21 protein-coding genes are annotated in these 26,294 nt (G+C 70.3%); 11 read left to right on the forward strand and 10 right to left on the reverse strand.

What is annotated here, in order from left to right:
• The first annotated feature begins 60 nt into the window (after positions 1-60).
• Both JWR33_RS11145 and JWR33_RS11150 read left to right on the forward strand, forming a co-directional pair.
• Entirely contained in the window at positions 61-1,539 is a 1,479-nt protein-coding gene (locus tag JWR33_RS11145; RefSeq protein WP_297411987.1) for a cytosine permease, read from the forward strand.
• 272 nt (positions 1,540-1,811) lie between these two features.
• On the forward strand, positions 1,812-4,283 hold the full coding sequence (locus tag JWR33_RS11150) for an FAD-dependent oxidoreductase (RefSeq protein WP_297411988.1): 2,472 nt from the start codon (positions 1,812-1,814) through the stop codon (positions 4,281-4,283).
• Between the two features lie 23 nt (positions 4,284-4,306).
• On the opposite strand, the gene JWR33_RS11155 is transcribed toward JWR33_RS11150, so the two are convergent.
• Positions 4,307-5,722 (reverse strand): PucR family transcriptional regulator, encoded by a 1,416-nt coding sequence (locus JWR33_RS11155; protein WP_297411989.1) that lies wholly within the window; start codon positions 5,720-5,722, stop codon positions 4,307-4,309.
• Between the two features lie 95 nt (positions 5,723-5,817).
• Here JWR33_RS11155 and JWR33_RS11160 point away from each other — a divergent pair, with 95 nt between their 5' ends.
• Positions 5,818-7,413 (forward strand): aldehyde dehydrogenase family protein, encoded by a 1,596-nt coding sequence (locus tag JWR33_RS11160; protein WP_297411990.1) that lies wholly within the window; start codon positions 5,818-5,820, stop codon positions 7,411-7,413.
• Positions 7,414-7,495: 82 nt separating this feature from the next.
• Here the strand turns inward: JWR33_RS11160 and JWR33_RS11165 are convergent, their stop codons facing one another.
• The 7 genes from JWR33_RS11165 to JWR33_RS11195 all read right to left on the reverse strand — a co-directional run bounded on the left by JWR33_RS11165 (position 7,496) and on the right by JWR33_RS11195 (position 13,913).
• Positions 7,496-8,836 (reverse strand): FAD-dependent oxidoreductase, encoded by a 1,341-nt coding sequence (locus JWR33_RS11165; protein WP_297411991.1) that lies wholly within the window; start codon positions 8,834-8,836, stop codon positions 7,496-7,498.
• A 349-nt stretch (positions 8,837-9,185) separates the two neighbouring features.
• Complete coding sequence (locus tag JWR33_RS11170) at positions 9,186-9,668, reverse strand: DUF2231 domain-containing protein (RefSeq protein ID WP_297411992.1); 483 nt, start codon at positions 9,666-9,668, stop codon at positions 9,186-9,188.
• Positions 9,669-9,727: 59 nt separating this feature from the next.
• Entirely contained in the window at positions 9,728-10,477 is a 750-nt protein-coding gene (locus JWR33_RS11175) for a dihydrofolate reductase family protein (RefSeq protein WP_297411993.1), read from the reverse strand.
• Positions 10,474-11,448: a lysylphosphatidylglycerol synthase domain-containing protein gene (locus JWR33_RS11180; RefSeq protein WP_297411994.1), complete on the reverse strand. Its 975-nt coding sequence runs from the start codon at positions 11,446-11,448 to the stop codon at positions 10,474-10,476. The genes JWR33_RS11175 and JWR33_RS11180 overlap by 4 nt, the downstream gene beginning before the upstream one ends.
• 48 nt (positions 11,449-11,496) lie before the next feature.
• On the reverse strand, positions 11,497-12,534 hold the full coding sequence (locus JWR33_RS11185; protein ID WP_297411995.1) for a glycosyltransferase family 4 protein: 1,038 nt from the start codon (positions 12,532-12,534) through the stop codon (positions 11,497-11,499).
• Positions 12,531-12,929, reverse strand: a complete 399-nt coding sequence (locus tag JWR33_RS11190) for a 6-carboxytetrahydropterin synthase (RefSeq protein WP_297411996.1) — start codon at positions 12,927-12,929, stop codon at positions 12,531-12,533. Before JWR33_RS11190 ends, JWR33_RS11185 begins: the two co-directional genes overlap by 4 nt.
• A 3-nt stretch (positions 12,930-12,932) precedes the next feature.
• Positions 12,933-13,913, reverse strand: coding sequence for a zinc-binding alcohol dehydrogenase (locus JWR33_RS11195; RefSeq protein WP_297411997.1), 981 nt, complete (start codon positions 13,911-13,913; stop codon positions 12,933-12,935).
• A 93-nt stretch (positions 13,914-14,006) separates the two neighbouring features.
• Here JWR33_RS11195 and JWR33_RS11200 point away from each other — a divergent pair, with 93 nt between their 5' ends.
• The 7 genes from JWR33_RS11200 to JWR33_RS11230 all read left to right on the forward strand — a co-directional run bounded on the left by JWR33_RS11200 (position 14,007) and on the right by JWR33_RS11230 (position 22,312).
• The gene (locus tag JWR33_RS11200) at positions 14,007-14,744 is read left to right on the forward strand and encodes a CDP-alcohol phosphatidyltransferase family protein (RefSeq protein WP_297411998.1); all 738 of its coding nucleotides are present in this window, start codon (positions 14,007-14,009) and stop codon (positions 14,742-14,744) included.
• Positions 14,728-16,374 carry a CDP-alcohol phosphatidyltransferase gene (locus JWR33_RS11205; protein ID WP_297411999.1) on the forward strand — a complete coding sequence of 549 codons (1,647 nt, stop codon included), beginning with the start codon at positions 14,728-14,730 and terminating at the stop codon, positions 16,372-16,374. Before JWR33_RS11200 ends, JWR33_RS11205 begins: the two co-directional genes overlap by 17 nt.
• A gap of 338 nt (positions 16,375-16,712) precedes the next feature.
• A complete protein-coding gene (locus JWR33_RS11210) occupies positions 16,713-17,771 on the forward strand; it encodes a BMP family ABC transporter substrate-binding protein (protein WP_297412000.1) in 1,059 nt (352 codons plus the stop codon).
• Positions 17,768-19,318, forward strand: a complete 1,551-nt coding sequence (locus tag JWR33_RS11215; RefSeq protein WP_297412001.1) for an ABC transporter ATP-binding protein — start codon at positions 17,768-17,770, stop codon at positions 19,316-19,318. The genes JWR33_RS11210 and JWR33_RS11215 overlap by 4 nt, the downstream gene beginning before the upstream one ends.
• Complete coding sequence (locus JWR33_RS11220; RefSeq protein ID WP_297412002.1) at positions 19,315-20,403, forward strand: hypothetical protein; 1,089 nt, start codon at positions 19,315-19,317, stop codon at positions 20,401-20,403. Before JWR33_RS11215 ends, JWR33_RS11220 begins: the two co-directional genes overlap by 4 nt.
• Entirely contained in the window at positions 20,403-21,305 is a 903-nt protein-coding gene (locus JWR33_RS11225) for an ABC transporter permease (protein ID WP_297412003.1), read from the forward strand. Before JWR33_RS11220 ends, JWR33_RS11225 begins: the two co-directional genes overlap by 1 nt.
• Before the next feature lie 23 nt (positions 21,306-21,328).
• Positions 21,329-22,312, forward strand: a complete 984-nt coding sequence (locus JWR33_RS11230) for a nucleoside hydrolase (protein ID WP_297412004.1) — start codon at positions 21,329-21,331, stop codon at positions 22,310-22,312.
• A 31-nt stretch (positions 22,313-22,343) separates the two neighbouring features.
• Here the strand turns inward: JWR33_RS11230 and hisD are convergent, their stop codons facing one another.
• Complete coding sequence (gene hisD, locus JWR33_RS11235; RefSeq protein WP_297412005.1) at positions 22,344-23,669, reverse strand: histidinol dehydrogenase; 1,326 nt, start codon at positions 23,667-23,669, stop codon at positions 22,344-22,346.
• A gap of 69 nt (positions 23,670-23,738) precedes the next feature.
• Complete coding sequence (locus JWR33_RS11240) at positions 23,739-24,632, reverse strand: LysR family transcriptional regulator (protein ID WP_297412006.1); 894 nt, start codon at positions 24,630-24,632, stop codon at positions 23,739-23,741.
• A 158-nt stretch (positions 24,633-24,790) separates the two neighbouring features.
• Here JWR33_RS11240 and JWR33_RS11245 point away from each other — a divergent pair, with 158 nt between their 5' ends.
• Positions 24,791-26,287: an amino acid permease gene (locus JWR33_RS11245; RefSeq protein ID WP_297412007.1), complete on the forward strand. Its 1,497-nt coding sequence runs from the start codon at positions 24,791-24,793 to the stop codon at positions 26,285-26,287.
• Positions 26,288-26,294: the final 7 nt, after the last annotated feature.

Genomic DNA, 26,294 nt, shown 5'->3' on the forward strand with positions numbered 1-26,294 from the left:
CGTAGCTTCGGCCACGAAATCCTGCTCTCACATCGTCGTGTCTGCGAATGGAGTCCTCACATGCCCACCAGCTCCCCTCTTGCCGACGCCGGCGCGCCTCGACCGGAAGCCGGCGTGCTGGGCCGGGTCGAGACCCGATCCATCGACTACGTCCCGTTGAGGGAGCGCAAGGGCCGTCTGCTCGACCAGGCGACCGTCTGGTTCGCCGGGAGCGCGCAGCTCCTCTCGCTGGCGACCGGCGCGATCGGCATCGGTCTCGGGCTCAACCTGGTGTGGACTCTGTTCGCCCTCGCGCTAGGAACCATCCTGGGCACCATCCCGGTGTCTGCCCATGCAACACAGGGCCCGCACCTCGGCTTGCCGCAGATGGTGCAGTCGCGTCCACAGTTCGGCCGTTACGGGGCGCTCTTCATCTGGGCAATGGCAATCGTCGTCTACTGGGGCTACGTCGTGCTGGGGGGCAACCTCATCGGCACGACAGCCACCCAGCTCGGCTGGGGGAGCGCACCCGTCTGGGCGATCGCATCCTGCGTGGCCGCCATCATCCTCGCCATCTTCGGCTACCACTACCTGCACATCGCCCAGCGGTACATCACCTTCGCCCTCGTCGCGGTGATCCTCATCTACGTGATCGGACTCGCCGTGCTCGGGAGGATCCCGGCCGAGCTCTTCGACGTCACGCAGACGTTCGCAGCGGGGCCCTTCCTCGTCGTGGTCTCCGCAGCGGCCGCGTATCAGCTGACCTGGGCGTTCTTCGTCTCGGACTACTCGAGGTACATGCCCCCCGGAACGAAGCGGAGCAGCATCGTCGCCACCACGTCGGGCGGCCTGTTCCTCGGGCTCTTCTCGTTCATGGCGATCGGCGCCCTCTGCGCCGCCTTGCTGCCCGAGAGCGACTTCATCACTGGCCTCGCGGAGACCGGAGACTTCGTCTTCCCTGGGCTGGGCATCCTCGTGCTGATCGCCGGCGGGCTAGGGCTCATCGGCCTGATGGCGATGTGCGTCTACGGCGGCTCGCTCACGCTCATCACCGCCATCGACAGCATCCGCACCGTGCGCCCCACGCGCCGGATCCGGCTGATCACGATCCTGCTCGTCGGGGTGACCGGCGCCGTGGCGGCTGCGCTCCTGCCCACTGATTTCCTCAATGCCAACCTCGGCACCGTCCTGATTGTGCTCGCCTACCTGATGGGCCCCTGGACGGCGGTCAACCTCACCGACTTCTTCGTCGTGCGACGAGGTCACTACTCCATCACCGAGATGTTCCGCCGCGATGGCATGTACGGGCTGTGGCACTGGCGGGGGATTGTCGCCTACCTCATCGGGATCGTCGCCATGATTCCGTTCATGAGCATCGGCGGCTACCAGGGACCGCTCTGGACGGCGCTCGGCGGGGTGGATATCGCGTTCTTCGTCGGCATCCCCGTCGCCGGCTTCTTCTACTGGCTGTTCTGCCGCAACATCGATGTCGCCCAGGAGAAGGCGACCATCGAGCGGGCGGACAAGGACATCGACACGATGGGCAAGCCGATCGAGTGATCGACGGCGCTGCCGGGTCGTGCGACTGCCTGGCTCGGCCGCATCGCCCCGCGTCCGGACGGCCGGCGTGCTCCGGCGCTGACGTCAAAGCCTGAGGGCGACCCGAGCGCTCGCTTGCTACTCATCTTCAACATCGGCCCGCGTTTCCTACCGCTGGATGATGGAGGTCCGCAACGGCCCCTCGTACGGTGAATGGCCGCCGTCTAGGATGATGCGCCGTCGCGCCCGGACCCTCGTCGTCCCCTGACCCCGCCCCCAACAAGAAGGACTCCATGGAACGCGTCGTCGACAGGTCGATCAGCGCCGCTCTGTTCACCGACGCCGGACGCGGCGATCTGCCCGCCCGATCCCGCACCGTCGTGGTCGGAGGAGGCATCATCGGCGCAAGCGTCGCTCACCAGCTCGCCGAGGCAGGCGAGGAGGTGCTGCTGGTCGAGGCCAACGTGCTCGGAAGCGGAACGAGCTGGCATGCGGCGGGGCTGGTGAGCGGGTCTCGAGCGTCGTCGACCCTCACGGCTCTCGCGCGCTACAGCCGCTCGATCTACGAGGGCCTGGAGCGGCGCACGGGGATCGACGTCAACTGGCGGCGGACGGGTTCGCTGTCGATGGCCCGCATCGACGGGCGGGTGGACGAGCTCCGATACCAGCGCGACGTCGCGGTCCAGGGGGGAGTCGAGGCGATCCTGCTCGGGCCCTCGGAAATCCGTGAACATTGGTCCCTCGCGGATCCGACGGGAGTCAAGTCCGGTCTTCTCATCCCTGGTGACGGGCACGTCAATCCGGGCTATGCCGCCATCGCGTTCGCCAAGCTCGCCCACGAGAGCGGTGCCACCGTCCGGGAACATGTGAAGGTGGCCGAAGTGCTCACCTCGGGTGGCCGCGTGACCGGCGTCCGCACGGACCAGGGCGACGTGGAGGCGGAGAGGGTCGTGCTGGCCGCGGGCCTGTGGACGCGCGACCTTGCGCGCACCGCCGGCGCCCACGTCCCGTTGTACGCGGCGGAGCATGTGCATGTGCGCACGAATCCCATCGAGGGCGCTGTGGCTACCCTGCCGGTGCTGCGGGACCTCGATGCGAGCTACTACATCAGACATGAAGACGGTCGCCTCCTCGTCGGAGCGTTCGAGCCGCAGGGCAAGCCCCGACCGGTGGACCAGATCCCGACATCCGGTTTCGCCGAGTTCGCCCCCGACTGGGATCACTTCCACTCGGTGCGTGTGCAGGCGGAGCGCACCGTGCCGGCAATGCAGTCGGCCGGTTACGACCGATTCCTCAACGCACCCGAGAGCTTCACGCCGGACGCCAACTTCATCCTGGGAGAGACCGGCGAGGTCGCGAACCTCTTCACGGCTGCGGGTATGAACTCGCAGGGCATCATCTTCGCCCCCGCCGTCGGACGCGAGCTCGCCGCGTGGATGCTTGCGGGAGCGCCGCAGTTCGATGCGTCATCGGTGGACGTCCGCCGCTTCTCTCGGCACCAGGCGAACCGTCGCTATCTCCACGACCGGACTCGCGAAGGCCTCGGGCGGCTCTATGCCATGCACTGGCCGAACCTGCAGATGTCGACCGCCCGCAATGTGCGGCGCTCGCCGCTGCACGAGCGCGTCGCCGCGAACGGAGCCGCCTTCGGCGAGGTCAACGGCTGGGAGCGCGCCAACTGGTATGAGGAACCGGGAGCGGCCGCGGAGGTCGTCTACAGCTACCATCGCGCGAGCTGGTTCGACCGCGTCGCGGAGGAGCACCGGGCGGCGCGCGAGAACATCGCGATCTTCGACCTCAGCCCGTTCGCCAAGGTCGAGGTGGCCGGCCCGGATGCGCTCGCGGTCGTCCAGCGCACCTTCACCTCGAACCTGGACGTGCCGATCGGCCGAGCGGTCTACACACTGCAGCTCAACAGCGCCGGGGGCATCGCGCTCGACGGCACCGTCACTCGTCTCGCTGATGACCGCTTCCTGGTGGTGATGCCAAGTGCGACCCAGGACGCGACGCTCGCCATCCTGCGGAAGGCGGCCACCGGTGCCGCCGCCGCGGTCTTCGACGCCACCGCCGGCTTCGCCACCATCCTCGTCACCGGTCCCCGGTCCCGCGACCTGCTCGAGAGGGTCTCCCCGGAGGACTGGTCGGACGACGCCCAGCCCCACCTGACCGGCCGGCAGATCGAGATCGCCGACGGCTTCGCCTACGCCCTACGGGTGAGCTTCACCGGCGAGCTCGCGTACGAGCTCTACGTCACGAGCGACCTCGCAGTGAACGTGTTCGACGCCGTATGGGCAGCCGGAAAGCAGCTCGGGGCGCGGCTCGCCGGATACTACGCCTTGGACAGCCTGAGGTCCGAGAAGGGCTTCCGCCACCTCGGGCACGACATGGGCCCGACCGACGACCCACGCTCGTCCGGTCTGTGGTTCGCCGTAGACCTCGACAAGGGTGACTTCATCGGTCGCGCTGCGGTCGCCGCCAGCACACCCGCCGACCTCAAGCACCGCACTGTCTACTTCTCGATCGACGACCCCCAACCGGTCCTCGTGCATGACGAGACGGTGCTGCGTGACGGCGTCGTGGTGGGGCGGGTGCTCAGCGGAAGCTTCGGCCACACCCTGGGGCGGGCTGTGGGACTCGCTGCCATCGATCCGTCCGCCGACATCGAATCCGGCAACTGGACCGTCGAGTGCGGCGGACGCCCGTACGCCGCGAGCTTCTCGCGCCGCCCCTTGTACGACCCCGCCGGAACGCGGATGCGCGGCTGAGGGCGCCAAAGCGCGCGGTCGCATCAGGAGTCCCTGGTGGTCCCCCAGGCCTGGTACGCGATCCACATCGCTGCCAAGTCGGCAGACCGATTGGCGTTGAGTCCGGTCTCCTCTTCGATGCGATGCAGCCGGTAGGACAGAGTCTGACGATGGATGCCCAACTCGTCCGCCGTCCGCTGCCAGTGCCGATCATTCCGCAGATAGGAGAACAGCGTCTGTCGAAGCCTGCCCGCCGCAGGGTCGGCGGCGACGAGCGGCCCGAGGACGGTCTCGATGATCTCCTCGGCCTCACGGCGCGATCGACTGAAGACCGCGATCGTCGTGCCCTCGAAGACCGCCCAGAAGCGCTCTCCAGATCGCGATGCCGCCAGTACCCGATCCGCTTCCACGGCGGCCGCCGCCGTGTCGCGGTAGTCGGAGAAGCGCGACGAGACTCCGAAATGGATGGAGCACGACTCCGCCATCCGCTGCACCTGGTCGCTCACGTCACGGGGAAAGAGCGCGTGGTGATTGGTCTGCCCCGCAGCCACCAGCACCGGAAGACCGAGAATGGCGCCGCTCCTTGCGATCAGTTCTCCAGCGCTCGCCGCGAATGAGGCGACGTAGAAACCGTCCCCGGCCGTTCTTCCTCCGAGCAGGGAGTCGCTCTCCGGTGCGCTTCCGCCGGCCAGCAGAGTGGCGAGAAGGTGCTCGGACGCCCTCGCACGCAGATCGACGGCTCCGAGGACGCGGTCGATGTTGAGTTCGAGGATCTTCATCAGATGCACGAGAAGGAACCCATCCGTGATCTCGTCCGGGTACTCCGCGATATGCAGGAGCGCAGGTTGCGTCCCTCTCAGCGGGAAGGTTCGAATCGAACGCCCGGAGATGACGGCTGGATCCGTCCAGGTCTGCAGAACGGTGAGTCCCGTGAGTTCGTCACTGACGCGGAGCTCGACCCGCAGCAGCGAGGCGAACTCGGCGGCCAGTGCGTCGACGTCGGAGTCGGCATTCGCGGCGAGCTGGTACAGCTTGCTGAGTGTGAGCACGTGCAGGATCTGGGACGACGAATTGGCGGCGGCGACGTGCCGAGCTACCACGGCGTAGGGAATGTGCTCAGCGGCAAGGAGAACCGGGAACTCTCGCCGGTCCGCCTCTTCCAGCATCTCGTGCGAGACGGGCGGCGCCGTCTCGTGGTCGCCGATCATGAGACCAGCGAGCCCTGAATCGTCCAGTCGGCGGAGGAATGCGACTTGCTCCGACGGCTCGCGCGGCACACACAGACCGACCGTCATCAACAACTCGTGCGGCCCGAGCCATCTTTCCGGCGAAGGCATCTCGCAGCTGTGCGCCCACAGCACAGCTCGCCCGAGTCCCGCTGTGCCGGCCAGCACTCGGACGCCCAGGCTGGCCGTCGAGACGAGGTCGCCCACGTTGAGGACGCTCGCCCTGTCGTCCATGCCGTGAGTCCTCCCGGGTACGAGTTCAGAGGACGATACAGGACCGTGCGTCTTTTCGTATTGGAGGCGAATTGTAGCGTCAGGAACGCTCCCGCATGGTGGTGAAGCCGATGTTCCGGCTTCGACCGAAAGCGACAGGTATGTCATCGCTGCTCAACTCCGACGCGACCACCCGCCCCTCGGCTGCGGCTGACGTCGCTCTCCGCGAGGTCAGCGACCGCCTGTTCGTTCGCGGTGAACTCGTCGCCGCCGACGGCACCCGCCGGACCCCGGTCGCAGACCCGGCGACGGGCCATCCACTGGGAAGCTTCACGGATCCCACAGGTGAGCAGGGCGAGCAGACCGTCGCCGCCGCCAACGATGCTCAGCGTCTCTGGAACGCACGGACTCCACTGGTGCGGGCGGAGCTTCTCCACCAGGTCGCCACGAGGATGCGCGGGGACAGCCGGCTCATCGCAGAGCTCATGACACTGGAAACAGGCAAGCCGTTCAAGGAGAGCGCCGACGAGATCGGCTGGGCGGCGTCCGCTCTGGACTACTACGCCGAGCTCGGCCGGCACTCGATCGGCACCATCCATGGCACCGCGACACCAGGGCAGACCCAGTTCACCATCAAGGAGGCCATGGGGACAGTCGTCATCATCCTGCCCGCCAACTTCCCGATCCTGCTCATGATGTGGTCCGCAGCCGCAGCGCTCGCCGCCGGCAATGCCGTCATCGTGAAGCCGTCCGAGAATGCCGCGCTCACGTCGCTGGCCTTCATGCGGGCGTTCGGGGAACTGGATGCCGGGCTCGTGCAGTGCCTCCCCGGCGGTGCCGACGTCGCGAAGCAGCTGGTCGGGCACCCGGAGACGCACATGGTGGCGTTCACGGGCAGCGTGCCAACGGGCCAGGCGGTCGCGCGCACCTGCGCGAGCAACTTCAAGCCCTTTCTCATCGAGGCATCGGGAAGCGACGCGTTCATCGTGATGCCATCCGCGGCCATCGAGGTGGCCGCGCGTGCTGCCACCTTCGCGGCCTTCCTCAACTGCGGACAGGTCTGCACCGCCGCCGAGAAGATCCTTGTCCACGAGGACGTGTACGACGAGTTCATGGCGGCATTCGTCCGCAACACCCGGCAGCTGCGGATCGGCCACGGGCTGGACCGGGTCGACATCGGCCCCATGGAGAACGCCCGGGAACGTCAGCGGATCGAGAAGCTCCTTGCGCGCGCCGTCGAGCAAGGCGCCAAGATCGTGACTGGTGGGGCGCGGCCAGACTTGGCCGGCGAGTTGTCAGATGGATACTTCTTCATGCCCACGGTCATCGACAACTGCACGACCGAGATGGACCTGTACACCCAGGAGCTCTTCGGCCCCATCGCGGCCGTCTACAAGGTCTCGAGCTTCGACGAGGCGTTGCAGATCACCAACGCATCGCCGTTCGGGCTCGGCGCGACTCTCTACTCGACGGACATGCTGGAGGTCGACCGGGCACAGCGGGAGATCGTGACGGGCATGGTCTGGGTGAACGCTCCGCTGCTCGACAACGACGCAGGGCCGTTCGGCGGCCGCAAGCTCTCGGGAATCGGACGGCAGCTGGGAGCGGAGGGGCTGGACACCTTCCGGCACACCAAGCTCGTGATGGTGGATCCGGCCTCCAGCGAGCAGAGCTTCTGGTGGTTCCCGTACGCCGATGATGAAGCGTGGTGACTGGACCTGCTGCGTGATCGCGGCGGGTCCGCCAGCTCAGCCCGATCGAGGCGGGCCCTCGCGGGCGGGCGTGTCGGAGGATTCAACGAGCAGCTCTCCGATCCTTGCCCCCGCGGAGCACGGCTGCGGCTGCGGCCCTGCCAGTGCGGACGGCGCCTTCCATGTAGCCGCACACCCATTGATCGGACCCGCAGACGTAGAAGGGCGGCTCGTGGGTGCCGTGCAGAGGTCCTACCGACATGACATCACCTGGTCGCCAGCCGGTGACATAGCCCTGCGTCCATCGGTCGCTAGCCCAATTGCGGAGGAAGAACGCGGAGTGCTCGCGCGCTTGCGTTCCCAGGATCGCGGCGAGGTCGTCGGTCAGGTCCGGTTCCCGGCGGGCCGGGGGAGTGGCGAAGTACTCACCGAGTGACGACGGCGGCAGGAGGCCGGACAGAACTCCGGGACTCTGCGCCCATGTGCCGCCGATCAGCGTGGTCTGCGAGTAGGAGGTCCCGTTCATCCCGGCCTCCTCCCAGAAGGATGAGGCGTACACGGCCGCGATCTTGACGGCAGGAGCCTGCCGCTGACGGTGCAGCGAAGCCAAGCGCTCGACGCTCACCCCAGTGATGTGGACGTCGCGCAACGGTCCCACCGGAAGCGCCGAGATGACCGAATCGGCGGAGAACTCCTCCCCGGTGCGAAGCGACACGCGAGCTCGACCGGATGCGATATGAACGGCTGCAACCGGGCTGCTGTACCGAATGCGTCCGCCGAGTTGCTCCGCCATGCGAAGCGCTACCGTCGCGGACCCCTCCAGTACCCGCTCGTTCTCCCACGCCTCGAAACTGTAGAAGCCGTCAGCTCCTGCAGCGGACTCCTTTCTCAGGTCGGCGAGGAGCGACGTGCGTTCGATCGACTCCACGGCGAGGGCGTGCGCGGAGAGTTCCAGGGCGAGGATCACCGCCGGCGAGCCGCCCTCGGACCGGGCCCAGTCGGCGACGGAGATACTGTCGAGGCGTTGAGCGTCCGGGTGGCTCCAGGGGTCGTCCGGATCCACCGAGGCGGCGAGCCGAGAGAACTCCCGCTCGAGCCGCTCGTAGTTGCGGCGTTCCTCCTTCGACATCCAGGGGAGGTCGTCGCCGAGGGTCTCGCCGGACCCCAGCTTCCACTTCGTCTCGCCCGAACTGGCGACGAAGGTGGGGCCAAGGGTGAGTCCGAGTTCGCCGACGAGCTTCCGGTATGCCGTGTGGAAGGTGCCGACGATCTCGCCGCCCAGTTGAACCAGTCGACCGTCGGCCGTGGTCGCCTGCTCGACCCTGCCCCCCGGCCGGGCGCGCGCCTCAAGCACGAGCACGTCCGTGCCGGCAGCCGCCAGGTCGCGAGCGGCACTCAGCCCGGCGAGTCCCGCTCCCATCACGATCACGTCGCGCTTCTCCACGCGTTCCTCCTTGTGTTGTGGTCGCGGGTGCGGGGCCTACTGCTGTCTCGATCGGGTACGGCGCGAACGGACACCGAAGCATCGAGCGGACGGCGGCGGTGCCCCGATGGCCTAGAGGCGAAGGCGGCCGCTCGGTTGCGTCCTCCGCCTTGGCGACAACTCTGCGACAGGGTCGCCGAGGGGTGAACAGTACCGAAGTCTGATGGTCGTGGCACGAGTCGTACTCGGGTCAGTGTTCTGCCCGCTTGCGCCCATCGCTTCCCCGGGTGGGTCCCGAGGACTCGGGTCGGCGGCCCTGGTCGCGACGGCCTCCGGGCGCCGGCATCAGACGAAGACGCCGCCGCCGGTGCTACCCGGCGACCCCGTGCCAGACCGCTCGCGCACCCGCGTCGCCGATCAGCACGACGTCGACGGTGGACCCGACCGCCACAGCCACGGCGACCACGGCGACGACGACGGTGATCGCGAGCCGAACCGGCGGGGCCGACAGTGCGGGCACACGGTCGCGGAATCGGAACCAGACCCACTCGAGGACACCGATGGCGAAGAGCCCGATCACCCAGGGCAGCAGGGTGTCGCCGAGCGCGATGTGCTGGTTGAGGAGCTGCGTTGCCGGCACCCGCGGCTCGAGCTTCTGCCCCGCCTGCACAGTGACGGGCACGAGCGCCACGAGGAGGAGGCCGGCGAGCGGCGTGACGATGCCGAGCCGACGTCGCGCGGCCGGCCACAGGGCGTGCAGCATCACGGCGAGCGACGCGAGAGGAACTCCCACGACCACGGCGTGCACCAGGAGCACGTGCAGCGGGAGGCCGGCGAAGGTGTCGAGGTTCATGCTGGGGATCACGAGGCGGCGACGCCGATGGTTCAGACCGCGCCGCAGTGCGCCGCGCGTCAGCCGGGGGCGGGGGGAGCGGGGGCGCTCCCCGATGTCATGGCCAGGGGTTCACCCCGGGTGCCGTCGAAGCGATCGGAGAGGGCGTAGCGGAGCAGAGCCACGTCACCCACGGATCGGGCGGCCACGAGGTCCGCTCGATTCCCCGTCGTCCAGGGGAAACGGCCGTCGCCGACGAAGCGCGGTGCCCGCGAGTCGCCGATGAACACGGGGGCGACGGCGAGTTGGAGCTCGTCGGCGAGTCCCGCCGTGAGGAACTGGGTGAGGACGCTTCCGCCCCCCTCGACCATGAGACGTCGGATCCCGCGGCGGTGCAGGTCCTCGACCACCCCGCGCATCGTGACCCGCTGGCCCGCGTCCACGACGGTGGCGAACGTGCCGAGGCGGCGGCCGATCGCGGCGACAGCGGAGCTGGGACAGTAGACGAGCTTCTCCGCCGACCCGGTCGTCAAGAACCGGGCGTTCCGGTCGAGCGCGCCACGGGCCGTCACCGTCACCTTCACCGGCGAGGGTGACGCTCCTGCGGCCACGCGCCGCTCCTGCCGGGCCGCCGACCGCACGAGCAGCCGTGGATCGTCGGCCCGGATCGTCTCCGCGCCCACGAGGATCGCGTCGCATCCGGCCCGGACCTCGTCGACCCGGTCGAGGTCGGCGCTGTTGGAGAGCATCAGCGGGTGGCGGTCGCCCGCGGCGAGGAAGCCGTCCATCGACATGCTGCAGCTCAGCACGGTGTACGGACGAGGACTCATGGTGCCGCCTTTCTCGGAGTGAGCGGTCGAGCGGCGATGGCGGACCGTGCGATCCGGTTCTGCCCATGGTTCCCGCGACCCAGGGCGAGCACAACGGCTCCGGGGAGAACGGCGATCAGGGCGAGCGCGCCATACGCGGTCGAGGCAGCCAGACCGTGGCCTGCGCCGAGACCGGCGGCCGCGAAGGCCGCCGCGGCGACCCCTTCACGCGGTCCCCAGCCGCCCAGGCTGAGGGGGAGCGCCATCGCGACCTGGACGGTCAGCGCGATCGGCAGCAGCGTGCCGGCGGCGTGCAGGGTTCCCGTGATCGATGCGGCGAGGAGGAACACGCACGAGTGAGCGAGCGTGACCAGGGTCGAGCCGGCCAGGATGGGAACCAGCACCTGCCGCGGAAGGAGCCTGATCCGCAGATCGCCGAGCACCGCCGCGAAGAACGGTGAGGGCGCCGAGTCCCGACCGCGTGCGCGCGCCAGAAGGGCGAGCCGAAGCAGCCCTGCGGCCGCCACCGCAACGCCGGCCGCTCCCACCGTCGCGACGCCGAGAGGGGTGTCGACGGCCAGCAGCGCCACGATCAGCAACGCCAGCTGAACCGCCTGGCCGCTCCCGCGGTCCCATGCGACGATCCGGAGCCCGAGCCGCGCGCCGCCCGCCCGCGGGTCGTTCGCGAACCCGCGGTCGACGTCGCCCGCGACGCCGCCCACCAGGACGCTGTTGAGGAACTGAGATCGGTAGTAGGCGGGCACCGCCGATCGGAACGGGATGGGCGCGCCGAACGCGCGCGCGATGGCGGACCACCGCCAGGCGGCGGCGGCCGTGGCAAGAGCGGTGAGCAGGGCGGCGGCGAGCACGGCCCCGGCGGTCAGACTGGCCAGGCCGGTGAGGAACGGACCCGCGCCGAGGCGCCAGCCGAGCACGCCGAGGATGAGGACGACCGCCGCGGGGCGGCCCCACCTTGCGATCGTTCTCGGCATCCCGTCCGCCTCTGTGCTGCCTACATCTGAAAGACGAGACAGGGGGCGCTATGGTTCATCGCGCGCGGACGCCAGCACGCGGGCCGCGGTCGCCGCGGTGGTCTGCCAGGCCGGCAGCCCACGTCGCCGTTCGTGCGCCGCTGCGGTCAGCTGGGCGCGGAGGGCGGGCCGGGTCAGCCACGCCTCGAGCGCCTCAGCGAGCCCAGCCGGGTCGCCCGGAGGCACGAGCAGGCCGGGCCGCCGACTGTCGCCGGTGCCCATGGCCTCGCTGATGCCGCCCGTGTCGGCGGCGACCACCGGAATGCCGCAGGCGATCGCCTCCGTCACGACCATGCCGTAACTCTCCGTCAGGGAGGGGACGACCAGCAGGTCGGCGCCGTCGTAGAGCTCCCGGGTGCGGGTCGCCGGGCGAGGCTCGAGGAAGCGCACTCGGGGGGAGATCCCACTCGTCCGGGCCTGATCGTGGAGCCCGCGGGTGAACGCGACGTCGAGATCGGCCGCGCCGAGGAGGTCGCAGGTCCAGTCCAGGGCACGGATGCGGCGGAGCGCGTCGAGGAGCACGTCCTGGCCCTTGTGCGGCAGGAGCGCGGCGACGCAGCGCAGCCGGGCTCCCGAGGGCGAGGCGACGACAGGGAGGGCCTGATCCACTCCGGGCGGGGCGGCGACGATGCGGCCCGGCTCTGCATACCCCGTCTCCCGCAGCTGCCGGCGTGCCCACTCGCTGGTGGTGATCACGGCTCGGGCGGCGCGGAGGACGAGGGGATATCCGCTCGACTCGTCCAGGCCGGCCGGGAGCATGTGCAGGAGGATCACGATGCGCAGACGGCGAGCATGAGCTGCGACCACGGCGGGCGCTGCGGCGGCGAGCAGGCCGTCCATGAGGACCGGCTCCGCCTGCGGCAGCGCCGTCAGCTCGTCGAGAAGGGCGCGCTCATCGACTTGCCGCGCGCCGCCGATCCGCACGAGCCGCACCTGCCACCCTGCACGCACGAGCTCAGAGCGCAGCCTGCGGTCGTAGCGGTTGCCGCCGCTCGGGTGCGCCGGGTCGTCGAGGGCGCCGGGCACCAGGAAGTGCACACGGTTCACAGCGTCCTCTCGTAGCTGGCGGAGGCGACCGGGGACTCGTGCAGCGTGACGTGGACGGCGGCCAGCGCGGCTCCGTCGGCGCCGAGGGCTCCCGCGCCGATCCGGTCGGCGAGTCGATCCGCGACGAGCTTCGCGAGCACCTCCGTCGTCGTGTTCAGCTCTGCCAGGTCGGGCACCTCATCGAGGTTCCGCAGGTCGAGCGGCTGGAGTACGGTGCGGAGCGCCGCGGCGGCGAGACCGAGGTCGGTGACGATGCCGTCCGCGTTGAGGTCCCGGCGGCGCAGCGTGACCTCCACGGCGTAGGTGGCGCCGTGCAGGCGCTGGGCAGGACCGAATGCCTCGCCCCGCAGACTGTGCGCCACCATGACGTGGTCCCGGACCGTGATGCTGAACATGGGTCATCCGTCCTCGTAGGTGATGGTGTGGGCGAGCGCGGGCAGGCGGCCCGCCGCGAGGTCCTGCAGGACACGGGGCAGCTCCGGGAACGGGCTCGACCCGGTGAGCAGGACGTCGAATGCGGGATCCCGCAGGAGGGCGACGGCGAGAGCAAGGCGATCCCTCGTCGACCGGCTGCCTCGCCGCGCCGGAGCGACCATGCCGACCTGGCTGGAGCGGATCGTGAGTCGCCGGGCGTGGAACGCCGCGCCGAGGCGCAGGGTGACCGCCTGCTCCCCGTACCAGCTGAGCTCGACCACGGTGCCCTCGGTGCGGAGCAGGTCGAGCGAGGACTGCAGCCCGGCGGCGGTGGCGCTCGCGTGGTAGACGACGTCCTGGTCGCCGTCGGCATCGGCGGGGGAGGCGAACGAGGCGCCCAGAGCGGCCGCCACCTCCCGTCGGGCCGGATCGACGTCGACGAGGGTGATCCGAGTGCCGGGGATCCCGGTGAGAAGGCGGGTCAGGCAGCAGCCCAGGAGGCCGCCGCCGACGACGGAGATGCGGTCCCCGACCCGGGCAGGCACGTCCCACAGCGCGTTGACCGCGGTCTCCACGATGCCGGCCAGGACCGCCCGCCGGGCGGGCACGTCGTCCGGCACCGGAGTGAGCGCGTCGACGGGGACGACATACGCGGTCTGGTGGGGGTACAGGCAGAAGACCGTCCTGCCCCGCAGCGCCTCGGGGCCGTCCTGCACGATCCCGACGCTCAGATAGCCGTATTTCACGGGGCCGGGGAACTCGCCCTCCTGGAAGGGGGCCCGCATCGTCCCGTGCTCGCTCTCGGGCACCCCGCCCCGGAACACGAGGGCCTCCGTGCCGGGGCTGACCGCCGAGAATCGCGCCCGGACCAGCGCTTCGCCCGGTCCGGGAGCCGCGAGCCGCGCCGGCCGGATCTCGCCATGTCCGGGCTCGCGGACCCAGAACGCCTGCGCTGTTTCGGTCACGGCGGAACCGTACCGTGCGGAGCCGTTCTGCGCGCCGGTGAACCGGACGCGGCCGTGCCTCGTGGTACCCGGACAACGAGGAACGAGGAGCGGGTGGCATCGGTTCGACGTGGCGCACTGCTGCTCGCCTCGGTCCAGGTGGCGGTGATCGGCGTCCTCGCGGCCGCGGGGGCGCTCGGCGCAGCGGCGGCAGCGGCGGCGGTCGCCTACGGTGCGGCGTGCGACCTGCTCGCGCTTCGTGGTCTCCGCCGGGCGGGTGCGACCTCGGTCGGTCTCGCCAACGCGGTGACCTGGACGCGAGGCGCTCTCACGGGCGGTGCGGCGGGCCTGGCCGTGCAGGAGTACCCGGGAGCTCGGGTGGCGGGCGTGCTGGTCGCGTGCGCCGCGCTCGCACTGGCCCTGGACGCCGTGGACGGACGGCTCGCGCGCTGGACCCGGACGGCGACCCCGTTCGGAGGCCGATTCGACATGGAGGTCGACGCCTCACTGATCCTGGTGCTCAGTGTCGCCGCTGTCCCGGTGCTCGGACCATGGGTGCTCCTCGTGGGGGCGGCGCGCTACCTGCTGCTCGGCGCCGAGCTCGCGCTGCCCCGGCTCCGCCGGGCGGTCCCGGCCACGCGGTGGCGCAAGGCGGTCGCCGGCGTGCAGGGCGCGGTCCTCGTCGTGGTGTGTGCGCGCGTGCTGCCCATCGAGGCGGCCGAGGCGCTCGCCGGGGTGTCCGCCTCGGCACTCGCGGTCTCCTTCGGCACGCAGCTGTGGTGGGTCACCCGGGAGGGGCGCCGACCGGCGAGGGCAGGAGTGCCCGAGGTGGCGAGTGTTCCGGCACCGTGAGGACCGCGGATCGCGCTGGCGGCCCTCGATCCCGGGGGTCGCGTCCGTCGCGGCAGTCCTCCTCGTGTGGGCCGCGCTCGTCCTGCCGGACACGTTCGGGGCCTCAGGGGCGGCCGCCAGCGTGCGCGTGCCGCTGGAAGGCATCCTGCTGGGGGCGATCCTCCTCGTCCTTCCCCGACGAGCGGCACGGGTCGTCGCCGTCGTGCTCGGGATCGCGATCGCCGTGCTCACCCTGCTGAAGGTCCTCGATCTCGGCTTCCGCGCAACGGTGAACCGTGCATTCGACCCGGCGGCCGATTGGGTCCTGCTCGGCTCCGCGGTCGGCGTCCTCGCCGACTCGACGGGACCCGCCTGGGCGGCGATCCTGGTGGGCGGGACCGTCGTCCTGAGCATCGCGGCGGTCGTCGCACTCGCGCTCGCGTCGCGGCGGATCGCCCGGATCGTGCATGCGGACCGGCGCCGGACGTCAGCGGTCCTCGGCGTCGTCGGGGCAGGGTGGTCTGTGCTCGCGCTGCTCGGTCTGCAGATCGCGCCCGGCCTCGCGGTCGCGTCTGCGGACGAGGCGTCCTTCGCCGTCGACGAGGTGAGCCGCGCCGTCGCCTCCGCCACGGCGCTCGCCTCCTTCGCCGCCCAGGTGGACGCGCCGGACCCCTACGGCCGAGCCGACCCCTCCGCCCTGCTCGGCAAGCTCCGCGGCAAGGACGTCCTGCTCGTCTTCGTGGAGAGCTACGGGCAGGTGGCGGTGCGGGGGTCCTCGTTCTCCGGCTCCATCGACGCAGCGCTTCAGGCGGACACGCGCGAGCTGTCGGCGGCCGGCTACTCGGCAGAGAGCGCGATGCTCACCTCGCCGACCTTCGGCGGGATCAGCTGGCTCGCGCATTCCACTCTTCAGTCGGGCCTGTGGGTGCCGGATCAACGCAGCTACGACCGCCTGCTGACGAGCTCCCGCTTGACGATCTCCTCGGCGTTCTCCCGCGCCGGCTGGGGAACGGTCTCCGACGCGCCCTCGGATCGGCGGCCGTGGCCCGAGGGGCGCGCCTTCTACCGCTTCGACCGGATGTACGACGCCGACAATGTCGGGTACGCCGGGCCGCAGTTCGGCTACGCGACCATGCCCGACCAGTTCACCCTGGAGCGGTTCCGTCAACTCGAGCTCGGCGGCGGCCACCGGCCCGTCATGGCGGAGATCGACCTGGTCAGCTCCCACACCCCGTGGACGCCGCTGCCGCACCTCGTCGATGGGGACGCGCTGGGGAACGGATCCCTCTTCGATCCCATGCCGGCCGATGGCCCGTCTCCGGAGCTCGCGTGGCAGGATCCGAGCGAGGTCCAGGCCCGCTACGCCCGCTCGATCCAGTACTCGATCGACTCCCTGGTGGGCTTCGTGACCCGATCGAAGGACCGCAGCCTGGTCGTGGTCCTGCTGGGCGACCACCAGCCTGCGACGATCGTCAGCGGGACGGAAGCGTCCCATGATGTCCCCATCACGATCATCGCCGCGGACCCCGCGGTGTTCCGCGCGATCGATTCATGGCAGTGGACCGCCGGCATGCTGCCGGACCCTGCGGGACCGGTCTGGCCGATGGACCGGTTCCGGAACCGGTTCTTCGACGCGTTCGGGTCCCGCTGAGCGGTCGATGCGCCGTGCGGAATTCCCCCGCGTGCTCGGATCCAGCTCCGTTCCCGATCCGCGAAGAGGAGTGCGTTGTGCGGCGTCTGAGCAGGCGCGCGGATGCCGCTTTTCATGCCCGATGACCCGATTGCCGACCACGTCCTGCACTCCGCGGGCGGATTCTTCACCGAGCGCACCTCGTCCCAACGGGAGGAACGGAACGAGCGGCCCCCTGCGCGTGACCGATTGTGACGGACTCGTTCGGCGGCTGAGACACGGCCCGGTTAACCTGGCAGGGGCGGGCGAACGCGTTCCGCCGCGTCCTGATCACAGCAGAATCCACAAGGGGAACACCTATGACTTTCATCGCGCGCCGAGCCGGAGCGGCGGCGCTGGCCGTGGGCCTTCTCGCGACCGTGGCCGGCTGCTCCAACTCGGGTTCCAGCTCGGGAGACGCCGGCGCGAGCGCCGGCACCGCAACGAAGGCCTCGCTCATCCTCATCACCCCGACACCGATCGGCTCCAACAACTTCCTGCAGCTCGCGGCGGACGGCGCCAAGGAGGCAGGCACCAAGTACAGCGCCTCCGTCGACGTCTACGAGAGTGAGGACCCGACCAGCATCCAGCAGAACCTCGATGCCGCCATCCGGGAGAAGCCGGACGTGATCATCGGTGTCAGCTTCAGCGTGCTCGATCAGTTCACCCAGGCGGCGGCGGACAACCCCGACCAGCAGTTCCTGCTGATCGACACGACCCCTGCCGAACCGGCCGACAATCTGACCTCGGCGGCCTTCAAGGAGTACGAGGCCACCTATCTGACCGGCGTGGAGGCGGGCCTGCTCAGCGAGAAGGGCAATGTGGGCGTCGTCGCGGCGCTCGACACCCCGTTCATCCACCGCTGGGTCGACCCGTTCTTCGCGGGCGCGGCCAGCGTCAACGATGCCGTGAAGACCCAGGTGCAGTACGTCGGCGGCGACAACCCGTTCGGCGACCAGGCCAGGGCGAAGGCCCAGGCGACCATCCTCGGTGAGGGCGGCGCGGACTACGTGCAGGCAGCGGCGTCAGGCGGCAACACCGGCGTCTTCGAGGCGGCCGAGCAGAGCGGGTTCAAGGCGTTCGGGGTGGATACCAACCAGTGCCCGGAGTCGCCCGGCAACGTCGTCGACAACGCCATCAAGCGCGTCGACGTCGCCCTGCTCAACTCGGTCGGCGACATTCTCGACGGCACGACCGGCGGCACCACCGAGTACGGCCTCAAGGAGGGCGGCGTCGGCCTCACCGGGCTCGAGGACGGGGTCGCCGACTCCCAGTGCCTCATCGCCGACCACCCCGACGTGATCGAGAAGGTCTCGGCAGTCCGCGACCAGATCGTGTCCGGCGAGCTCAAGGTTGAGGACCCGCTGACCGCCGGATGACGGACGCCGCAGCAGAGCTGAGGGGCATCAGCAAGAGATTCGACGCCGTCGTGGCCAACGACGGCGTCGATCTCGTGCTCCGGCGGGGGACAATCCACGCCGTGATGGGGGAGAACGGCGCCGGAAAGTCGACGCTGATGTCCATCCTCTTCGGGCTCCTGCGGCCCGACTCCGGCCAGATCCTGGTCGGCGGCGTCGAGCGGCACTTCCGCGGGCCGCTCGACGCGATCGCGGCGGGTCTCGGAATGGTGCACCAGCACTTCCGGCTGTTCGACTCCATGACCGTCGCCGAGAACGTCGTCTATGGAGCAGAACCCCGACGGCGCGGGCGGCTCGACCGGACGGCGGCAGCCGAGCGGGTGCGCGAGCTGAGTGACCGCTACGGGCTCGACACCGATCCCGACTCGGTGGTCGGAACGCTGTCGGCGGGCGCGAGGCAGCGGGTCGAGATCCTGAAGGCCCTGCATCGCGACGCCGAGATCCTCATCCTGGACGAGCCGACCGCTGTGCTCACCCCGGTGGAGGTCGACTCGCTCTTCGCCGTGCTGCGGCGTGCGGCGGATGAGGGCGCCACAGTCGTGCTCGTCACCCACAAGATCCACGAGGTGCTCGCGATCAGCGACGAGGTGACCGTGCTGCGCGACGCGCGCGTCACAGGCCGCTTCCGCACCGCGGAGGCGACTGGTTCGGCGCTCGTCCAGTCGATGACCGGGCGCGAGGTGACCGAGGTCGCCAACGCGGGCACGGGAGAGCCGGGCGACGAGGCTCTCCAGGTCACCGGGCTCACCGTCGTCGATCGCGGGGTGCACCGTGTGCGGGACGTGTCGTTCACGGTGCGTCGTGGGGAGATCGTCGGGGTCGCCGGCGTGTCCGGCAACGGGCAGCGCGAGGTCGTCGCGGCGATCCTCGGCACAGGTTCGGCTGAGTCGGGGGAGATCCGCCTCCTCGGGCGGGATGTCGCATCGCTCGACGTGCGCCGTCGGCGAGCCATCGGACTCGCCGTCGTTCCCGAGGACCGACGCGGGGAAGGCATGGCGGTCACCATGACGACCGCGGAGAACCTCGCCCTCGGTCACCACCGGACCGCGCCGATCGGGGCATCCAGGGGCTGGCGTCGCGGCTGGCTCTCCCTCCGGGCCCAGCGGGACATGGCCCGCCGGCTGATCGCCGACTACGACGTGCGCACCTCGGGCGAACGCCAGCCCGTCGGTGCTCTCTCGGGCGGCAATGCGCAGAAGGTGGTGATCGCCAGGGAGCTGTCCCACCGCGCGCCGGTGCTGATCGCGGAGCAGCCCACCCAGGGGGTGGACATCGGCGCGATCGAGTCCATCCACCAGCGGCTCCTCGACTACCGCCGTGATGGCGGAGCCGTGCTCCTGGTGTCGCACGAGATCGCCGAGCTCCAGGCCCTCGCCGATCGGGTCCTGGTGATGTTCGCGGGGCGGATCGTCGCGGAGTACTCGCGGGCGGACGCCACGACCGCGCGCATCGGCGCCGCGATGGCCGGCACGGGGGAGTCCTCCCGGAGCGAAGGAGGAGCCTCGTGACAGCGGCCACCCCGACAGAGGCGCCCGAGCCGCGCGGCGCTGCAGCACGCCGGCTCTTCCGGCTCGCCGCCCGCCATCCCGGGGTGGTGCCCGTCGGTGCGGTGGTGCTGGCCGTGCTGATCGGCGCGGCGATCATCGCGGCAGCCGGGCTCGACCCGATCACGGCATACTCCGCGGTCCTGCAGGGGGCGCTGGAGCCCGACAGCCTCGACTACACGTTCTCCGTCTGGGGGTTCACCTGCGGCATGGCGCTGGCCGCCGCCATCCCGCTCCGGATGGGCGAGTTCAACCTCGGGGGCAACGGCCAGCTCGTGCTCGGGGGCCTCGCGGCGACGGTTGTCGCGGGTGCCCTTCCCGGACCGCTCGCGGTGCCCCTCGCCGTGCTCGCCGCCGCCGTCCTCGCCGCGGCCTTCGGAGCGGTGTCCGCGCCACTGGCGACCCGCTTCAAGATCCCCATCATCATCAGCACCCTGCTGCTCTCGCCCATCGCGGTCGCGGTGGTCTCCTTCCTCGTCCGCTTCCCGCTCGCCGAGGCCGGGTCCGGGGTGGCGCAGACGGCCCGCCTGCCCGAGGACGCGCGGATGTGGTCGATCGGGGACCTCTCCTACAGCAACGTCGGTCTGCTGATCCTGGTCGCCATGATGGCCGTCTTCTGGATCGTCGACTCACGCACCGCGGTCGGCTTCGAGCTCCGGGTCGTCGGGGCCAACCGCCGCTTCGGGGCGTATGGCGGAGTCGTGGTCGGCCGCCTTGCTCTCGGGGCAATGGCCGCGGCCGGCGCAGCAGCTGGCATCGTCGGCGCGGTGATCGTGCTCTCCTCGCCGTACCGGCTGATCGACGGCGCGCTGCTCTCGCCCGGCTACACCTTCGCCGGCTTCGCGGCCGCGCTGCTCGCCGGCGGCCGTCCCCTCCTGATCCCCGTGACCTCGGTGCTGTTCGCGGTCCTCCAGGTCGGCGGCGCCGCGATGGAGCGAACCGCGGACGTTCCCCGGCAGCTCTCCGACCTCCTGCAGGGCGTCGTCATCATCGTGCTCGCGCTGCGCACCGTGCTCGACGCCGGCCGCACCGGACGGAGCGAGCACTGATGCACGTCTTCGAGTGGGGATTCGTCGCCGCAGTGCTCCTCGCCGCCACCCCGGTCCTCTATGCCGCGCTGGCGGGTGCGCTGTCGGCTCAGGTGGGCGTGTTCAACATCGCGCTCGAAGGGCAGATGCTCTGGGGCGCCTTCGCCGCCGTCGCAGGAAGCTACTACACCGGCAGCGCCTGGGCGGGCATCGGCATCGCCGTTCTGAGCAGCGCGATCTTCTCGGTCGTGCTCGCCGTCGGCGCCGCCCGGTTCCGGGCGGATCCCATCATCATCGCCATCGGAACGAACCTCCTCGCCCTCGGGCTCACCGGCTTCCTGATGCGGGTCCTGTTCGACGTGTCCGGCACGTTCTCGCCCCGTGGCCTGCAGGGCCTCCCCGCCATGTCCTTCCTCCGTGACATCCCGGTCCTCGGCCCGGTGTTCGGCGGGCAGACCGTGCTGGTGCCGCTCGCGTTCGTGCTCTGCATCGCCGCCGGTCTGTGGCTGCGGTCGAGCGTCGGCGGGCTGCGCCTCCGCGGGATCGGCGAGCACGCGGCAGCGGCGGCGAGCCTCGGCGTCAACGTCGCCCGCACCCAGACCTGGACGACCATCGTCGGCGGTGCTCTCTGCGGGCTGGCGGGAGCTCAGCTCGCGCTCGGCAACGTCACGGTCTTCACCGAGAACATGACCGCCGGTCGAGGTTGGATCGCCGTCGCTGCGGTCATGCTGGTCGGCAATCGCCCGCTGTGGGTCCCGATCGCGTGCCTCGGCTTCGGCGCGGCCGAGGCCTTCGGCTTCCGCCTGCAGGGGCTCGGCGCACCGCAGCAGCTGACCGACGCCGCGCCGTACGCCATCACCCTTCTCGTGCTCGTCGCCACCCGGATCCGCTTCGGCGCCGCCCGGCGGGCCCTCTCCTCTTGACCGCTCCCTTCCAGAAAGCCGCCATGACCGACGACTCAGTCCGCCACGTCATCCTCGACACCGACACCGGCATCGACGACGCCCTCGCCCTGCTCTACCTCGCGGGTCGCTCCGATGTCGAGCTGTCCGCCATCACCAGCGTCTACGGCAACACCTCGGTCGAGTCGGCGCTCACCAACATCGCGCGGGTGCTGGAGGTCGCCGGACTCGAGGACGTGCTGGTCGCCCGAGGCGCCGCCGGCCCGCTCAGCGGGGCGCCGCGGATCGCGGCTCACGTGCACGGCAACGACGGACTCGGGGACCTCTGGTCGGCCCCGATCGCGCCGAAGAACCTCTCCACGCTGAGCTCCGCCGAGCTGATCGTCGAGATGGCTCGCGCCCGGCCGGGCTACTACGACCTGCTTCCCGTCGGCCCGCTCACCAACATCGGCATCGCGCTCGAGATCGAGCCCAACCTGCTGACGCTCTTCCGCTCGACGGTGATCATGGGCGGCTCAGGCCCGTTCCCGCCCCTCGGCGTGGTGCAGATGGTCGATGCGAACATCCACAACGACTCGGAGGCCGCGGCGCGGGTCTTCGCCGCCCCGCGCACGGAGCTCGTGATGGTGGGCGTCAACGTGACGGCCCCGACGATCGTCGACGAGCAGGCGGTGCAGGCGCTCGCCCGCGCCGGCACCCCGTGGGGCACCTTCTCGGCGCAGATCCTCGAGGCCTACATGGACTTCTACCAGGTGGCATGGGGACGCCGGGTCTCCCCGGCCCACGACGGGCTGGCGGCCGCACTGCTGGTGCAGCCGGACTGGATCACCCGGTCCGAGCGCGGCCCGGTCAACATCACGACCGACGGATTCGCCACCCGCGCCCACCTGATGCGGACGGACACCGGGCTGCCGGTGAGCTGGACCGCGACTCCCGCGCCGGACACCCTCGTCGTGCTCGACGTCGACCGGGAGGCCTTCCTGGCCGACTTCGTCCGCGTGCTCTCCGGCGGCGGCTCGCGGGCGTGAACCGGTCGGGGCTCGTCGGCGGCAGGACTGGTCAGGCCATCGCGGCGTAGGTCTCCAGCCTGCGCACCGCGGTTGCCTCGTGGGCGGCCATGCCCTCCGACTCGGAGATGACCTGGACCGCCTCGGCCAGTTCTGGTGTGGCAGCCTGGGTCACCCGCTGGAAGGTGAGCGGCTTGAGGAAGCGGGATACCGAGAGACCCGCGCTGTGCTTCGCGCCGCCCGCCGTGGGCAGGACGTGGTTGGTGCCGGCCATTCCCTTGTCCGAGTAGGCGACGGTGCTCCACGGGCCGATGAAGAGGGATCCGTAGTTGCGCAGGCGCTCCAGGTAGAAGTCGTCGTCGTCCGTCATCAGCTCGAGGTGCTCGGGCGCGAGGTCGTCCATCAGCGTGATGGCGGTGTCCGGGGAATCGGCCACGGTCACCGTGCCGTAGTCGTGCCAGGCGGGTCCCGCGATGTGCGCGGTCGCCAGAGTGCTCAGCTGGCGCTCCACCTCGTCGGCCACTGAGGCCGCGAGCGACGCCGAGGTGCTGACGAGGGCTGCGGGGGAGTTGATGCCGTGCTCGGCCTGGCCGAGGAGGTCTGCCGCGACCAGCGCCGGGTCGGCGCTGTCGTCCGCGAGCACAGCGACCTCGGACGGCCCCGCAAGCAGATCGATCGCGACGACGCCGAACAGCTGGCGCTTCGCCTCGGCCACGAACGCGTTGCCGGCCCCGACCAGCATGTCGACCGGCGCCTCGCCCAGCAGGCCGAAGGCCATCGCGGCGAGGGCCTGCACGCCGCCGAGGCAGAACACGCGGTCCGCTCCGGAGAGGTGTGCTGCGTAGAGCACGGCGTCGTTCGGGCGGCCGTCCGGTCCTGGCGGAGTGCAGCTGATGACCCGCGGCACGCCGGCCACCTTCGCCACGCCGACCGTCATGAAGGCGCTCGCGGTCAGCGGGAAGCGCCCGGCGGGGAGGTAGGCGCCGACGGACCCGACCGGGATGTAGCGGTGGCCAGTGATGATGCCGGGCACGAGCTCGACCTCGAAGTCGGTCAGGTGCGCGCGCTGCTCGCGGGCGAAGGCCTTGGTGCGGGAGGAGCCGAGTTCGATCGCCTCGCGCAGGGCGACCGGAAGCCGGTCGCCCGCGTCCGCCAGGCCGTCGCCGGAGACCTCGAGGTCCGCGCCGGTCCAGTGGTCGAGCTGCGCGGCGTATGCCCTGACTGCGGAGAGGCCGTCACGCTCGATCCGGGACAGCATCTCGGACACCGTTCGGATCACGTCGGGATTCCGCTGAGCCGCAGGAGCGGTCACGCCCGGCTGCTTGACGGTCGTGTAGCGCCCGCGGAGGGCTTCGAGCACGTGGGGGGAGAACAGCATGCAGTCAACCTAGGAGCGACCCGATCCGCGGAGAAGACGTCAATCCGCCATCGCTGCCATCGTGTTTCCCTATTGCTCGGCGAGCATGGCTCGAGCCAGGCGGGAGAGCTCGGCGGTCGCAGGCGAGAGCGAACCGCCCTCGCGCTGCACGAGAGCGATCGTGTCGTAGAGGGGCGGCGAGAATGAGGCGAAGTGCAGACCCGGTGGGCAGCTGCCGTGCTCGACGACGGCCCTGGACACGAACGTGTCGCCGGCCCCCGCAGCGACGAGCGACAGGGCGGCCTCGGACTGCTCCACCTCGATGCGGGCCTCCAGGGTCACCCCCTCCAGCTGCGCGCGTTCGGCGAGCTGACGCCGGGTGGGATCCTTCCAGCCGTAGTGGGCGTCATAGAGGACGAGGTCGCGGTCGGCGAGGTCCGCGATGGTGACGGGCGCGGCGACATGGCGGGGATCGGCGCTCGCGTAGAGCACCTCATCCCGCCGGAGCGGAGTGAAGCGGAGCCCCTCCGGGTCGAGGGGAAGAACCACCAGTCCGCCCTCGAGCTCGCCCGAGCGCACCATGTTCGCGACCTCCACCGAGTTGAGACCGACGACGCGCAGTCGCACGTGCGGGTACTGCGCGTGGAAGTTGTTGAGGAGATCCGCCATCGAGTAGTAGTTGGCGTTGCGCAGCAGCCCGAAGGTCGCCGTGCCGCCGTCGAGGGACTTGACCGCCTTGAGCGCGCGCTCCGCCTCTTCCGCGGCGGCGATGGCCTTCTCGGCAAGGGGCAGCAGCTCCTCCGCCGCTCGGGTGAGCACGAGCCGCCGTCCGGTGCGGATGAACAGCGCGATCTCGTAGCTGTCCTCGAGTCGCCGAATCACCTCCGAGACGGTGGGCTGGGCCATGTGCAGGGCGCGTGCCGCCGCGGTGAACGAGCCCAGGCGTGCGGCCGCGACGAAGACCCGGAGCTGAAGCAGTGTCACCCGCTCAGCGTAGGACCGAGCCCCCCGCCGAGACCCACGCGGAGCGAGTCACACATAGGGTGACGCGATGGCAGCCAGCGGCTATTGGCTTCTGGTGCCCCCGAAAGGCGCTACCTATGCTCGGGCTACCCCGGACCCCCCGGCGGAGACAAGGACTGATGATGGCGCTGACCGACGAGGACCAGAAGCTCCGTGAATTCGGCTACAAGCAGCGGCTGGACCGGTCGGTGGGGTGGCTCTCCTCATTCCTGCTCGGCTTCGCCGTCATCAGTGCCACGACCGCGGTCTTCTCCGGCTTCGGCTTCGGCCTGGGCACTGCGGGGCCCGCCTTCGTCTGGACCTTCCCGATCGCCGTGGCCGTGTTCTTCATCTGGGCGCTGATCGCGGGTGATCTGGTGGCGAAGATCCCGCTCTCCGGTTACGCCTATCAGTGGACGAGCCGCCTGGTGAGCCCGACCGCCGGCTGGTTCACCGGCTGGGCCGGCCTCGTGGGGTTCATCAGCGGGTTCACCGGTGTGGCGTACGTGATGGCGGGCTACGTCGGCGGCCTTCTCGGCATCGAGATGTCGACGCCCGTCCAGATCCTCATCTCGCTCGTCATCGTCCTGTTCTGCGTGATCGTCAACGTCTACGGCGTCCGCCTCGCGACGGCCCTCAACAACATCGGCGTCGGCCTCGAGCTCGTCGTCACCGTGGGTGCCACCGCGTTCGTCGCCGTCGTCGCCTTCTTCGTCAGCGGCGACCACCAGGAGGTCTCGTTCCTCTTCTCCGCGGGCGACACCGGCGTCTCGCCCTATCTCGCGGTCTGGCTGACCTCGAGCCTCGGCTGCATCTTCGGACTGCTCGGTGTCGAGGCGGCCGCGGACATCGCCGAGGAGACGAAGGACGCGCGGCGGGTCATCCCGCGCACCATGTTCATGGCGCTCGGCGTCTCCGCGGTCGTCGAGTTCTTCATGTACATCGTCTTCCTCCTCGCGATCAAGGATCCGGCCGCCCTCACGGGCAGCGCCTCGCCCATCGCCGACATCATCGGCGCTCAGGTGTCGCCCTGGTTCGCGAAGATCGTGGTCGCTCTCGCCATCACCAACATCCTCGTCTGCGTGCTCGCCAACATGCTGGTGGCAACCCGCCTCACCTACGCGATGGCCCGCGACAACGTGCTCCCCTTCTCCCGGCAGCTGCGCCGCGTCTCCGCCAGGCACAAGACGCCGTCCTCTGCGGTCTGGGCGACGGGCATCCTCTCCTTCGCGCTCCTGCTCACCGCGTTCGTCAGCGCCGAGGCGTTCGCCTTCATCCTCGGCATGTCGGCTCTCGGCTACTTCACGGTCTACGTGATCACGACCTCGGGCCTCCTGGTGGCGAAGCGGCGGGGCCGGCTGCCCAAGGGCGACCCCGGCACGTTCGACCTCGGACGCTGGCGGACTGCCGTCTACGTCGGCGGCCTCATCGCCTTCTCCCTCGTCCTGCTCGCGCTCCTGCTCCTCCCGGCCTTCCAGGTGAACGGGATCGTCTTCGTGATCACGATGGCTGTGGCCGGCCTGTGGTGGCTGCTGGGGCTTCGGCCCCGTCTCGCCCGGGGCGACGCCGGCCCGCGCTTCGCGCTGCGGGAGAATGCCGTGGCGGACGCCCCGGAAACCGTCTCCGCCCGGGACTGAGGAGCAC

Source organism: Naasia sp. (genome assembly GCF_025465545.1).
Taxonomy (GTDB): Bacteria; Actinomycetota; Actinomycetes; order Actinomycetales; family Microbacteriaceae; genus Naasia.

What these genes read in the sequence shown, in the direction of transcription:
- JWR33_RS11145 (WP_297411987.1), top strand. Translation starts at nt 61, where the DNA reads ATGCCCACCAGCTCCCCTCTTGCCGACGCCGGCGCGCCTCGACCGGAA.
- JWR33_RS11150 (WP_297411988.1), top strand. Translation starts at nt 1,812, where the DNA reads ATGGAACGCGTCGTCGACAGGTCGATCAGCGCCGCTCTGTTCACCGAC.
- JWR33_RS11155 (WP_297411989.1), bottom strand. Translation starts at nt 5,722, where the DNA reads ATGGACGACAGGGCGAGCGTCCTCAACGTGGGCGACCTCGTCTCGACG.
- JWR33_RS11160 (WP_297411990.1), top strand. Translation starts at nt 5,818, where the DNA reads ATGGTGGTGAAGCCGATGTTCCGGCTTCGACCGAAAGCGACAGGTATG.
- JWR33_RS11170 (WP_297411992.1), bottom strand. Translation starts at nt 9,668, where the DNA reads ATGAACCTCGACACCTTCGCCGGCCTCCCGCTGCACGTGCTCCTGGTG.
- JWR33_RS11175 (WP_297411993.1), bottom strand. Translation starts at nt 10,477, where the DNA reads ATGAGTCCTCGTCCGTACACCGTGCTGAGCTGCAGCATGTCGATGGAC.
- JWR33_RS11180 (WP_297411994.1), bottom strand. Translation starts at nt 11,448, where the DNA reads ATGCCGAGAACGATCGCAAGGTGGGGCCGCCCCGCGGCGGTCGTCCTC.
- JWR33_RS11190 (WP_297411996.1), bottom strand. Translation starts at nt 12,929, where the DNA reads ATGTTCAGCATCACGGTCCGGGACCACGTCATGGTGGCGCACAGTCTG.
- JWR33_RS11210 (WP_297412000.1), top strand. Translation starts at nt 16,713, where the DNA reads ATGACTTTCATCGCGCGCCGAGCCGGAGCGGCGGCGCTGGCCGTGGGC.
- JWR33_RS11215 (WP_297412001.1), top strand. Translation starts at nt 17,768, where the DNA reads ATGACGGACGCCGCAGCAGAGCTGAGGGGCATCAGCAAGAGATTCGAC.
- JWR33_RS11225 (WP_297412003.1), top strand. Translation starts at nt 20,403, where the DNA reads ATGCACGTCTTCGAGTGGGGATTCGTCGCCGCAGTGCTCCTCGCCGCC.
- JWR33_RS11230 (WP_297412004.1), top strand. Translation starts at nt 21,329, where the DNA reads ATGACCGACGACTCAGTCCGCCACGTCATCCTCGACACCGACACCGGC.
- hisD (WP_297412005.1), bottom strand. Translation starts at nt 23,669, where the DNA reads ATGCTGTTCTCCCCCCACGTGCTCGAAGCCCTCCGCGGGCGCTACACG.
- JWR33_RS11245 (WP_297412007.1), top strand. Translation starts at nt 24,791, where the DNA reads ATGATGGCGCTGACCGACGAGGACCAGAAGCTCCGTGAATTCGGCTAC.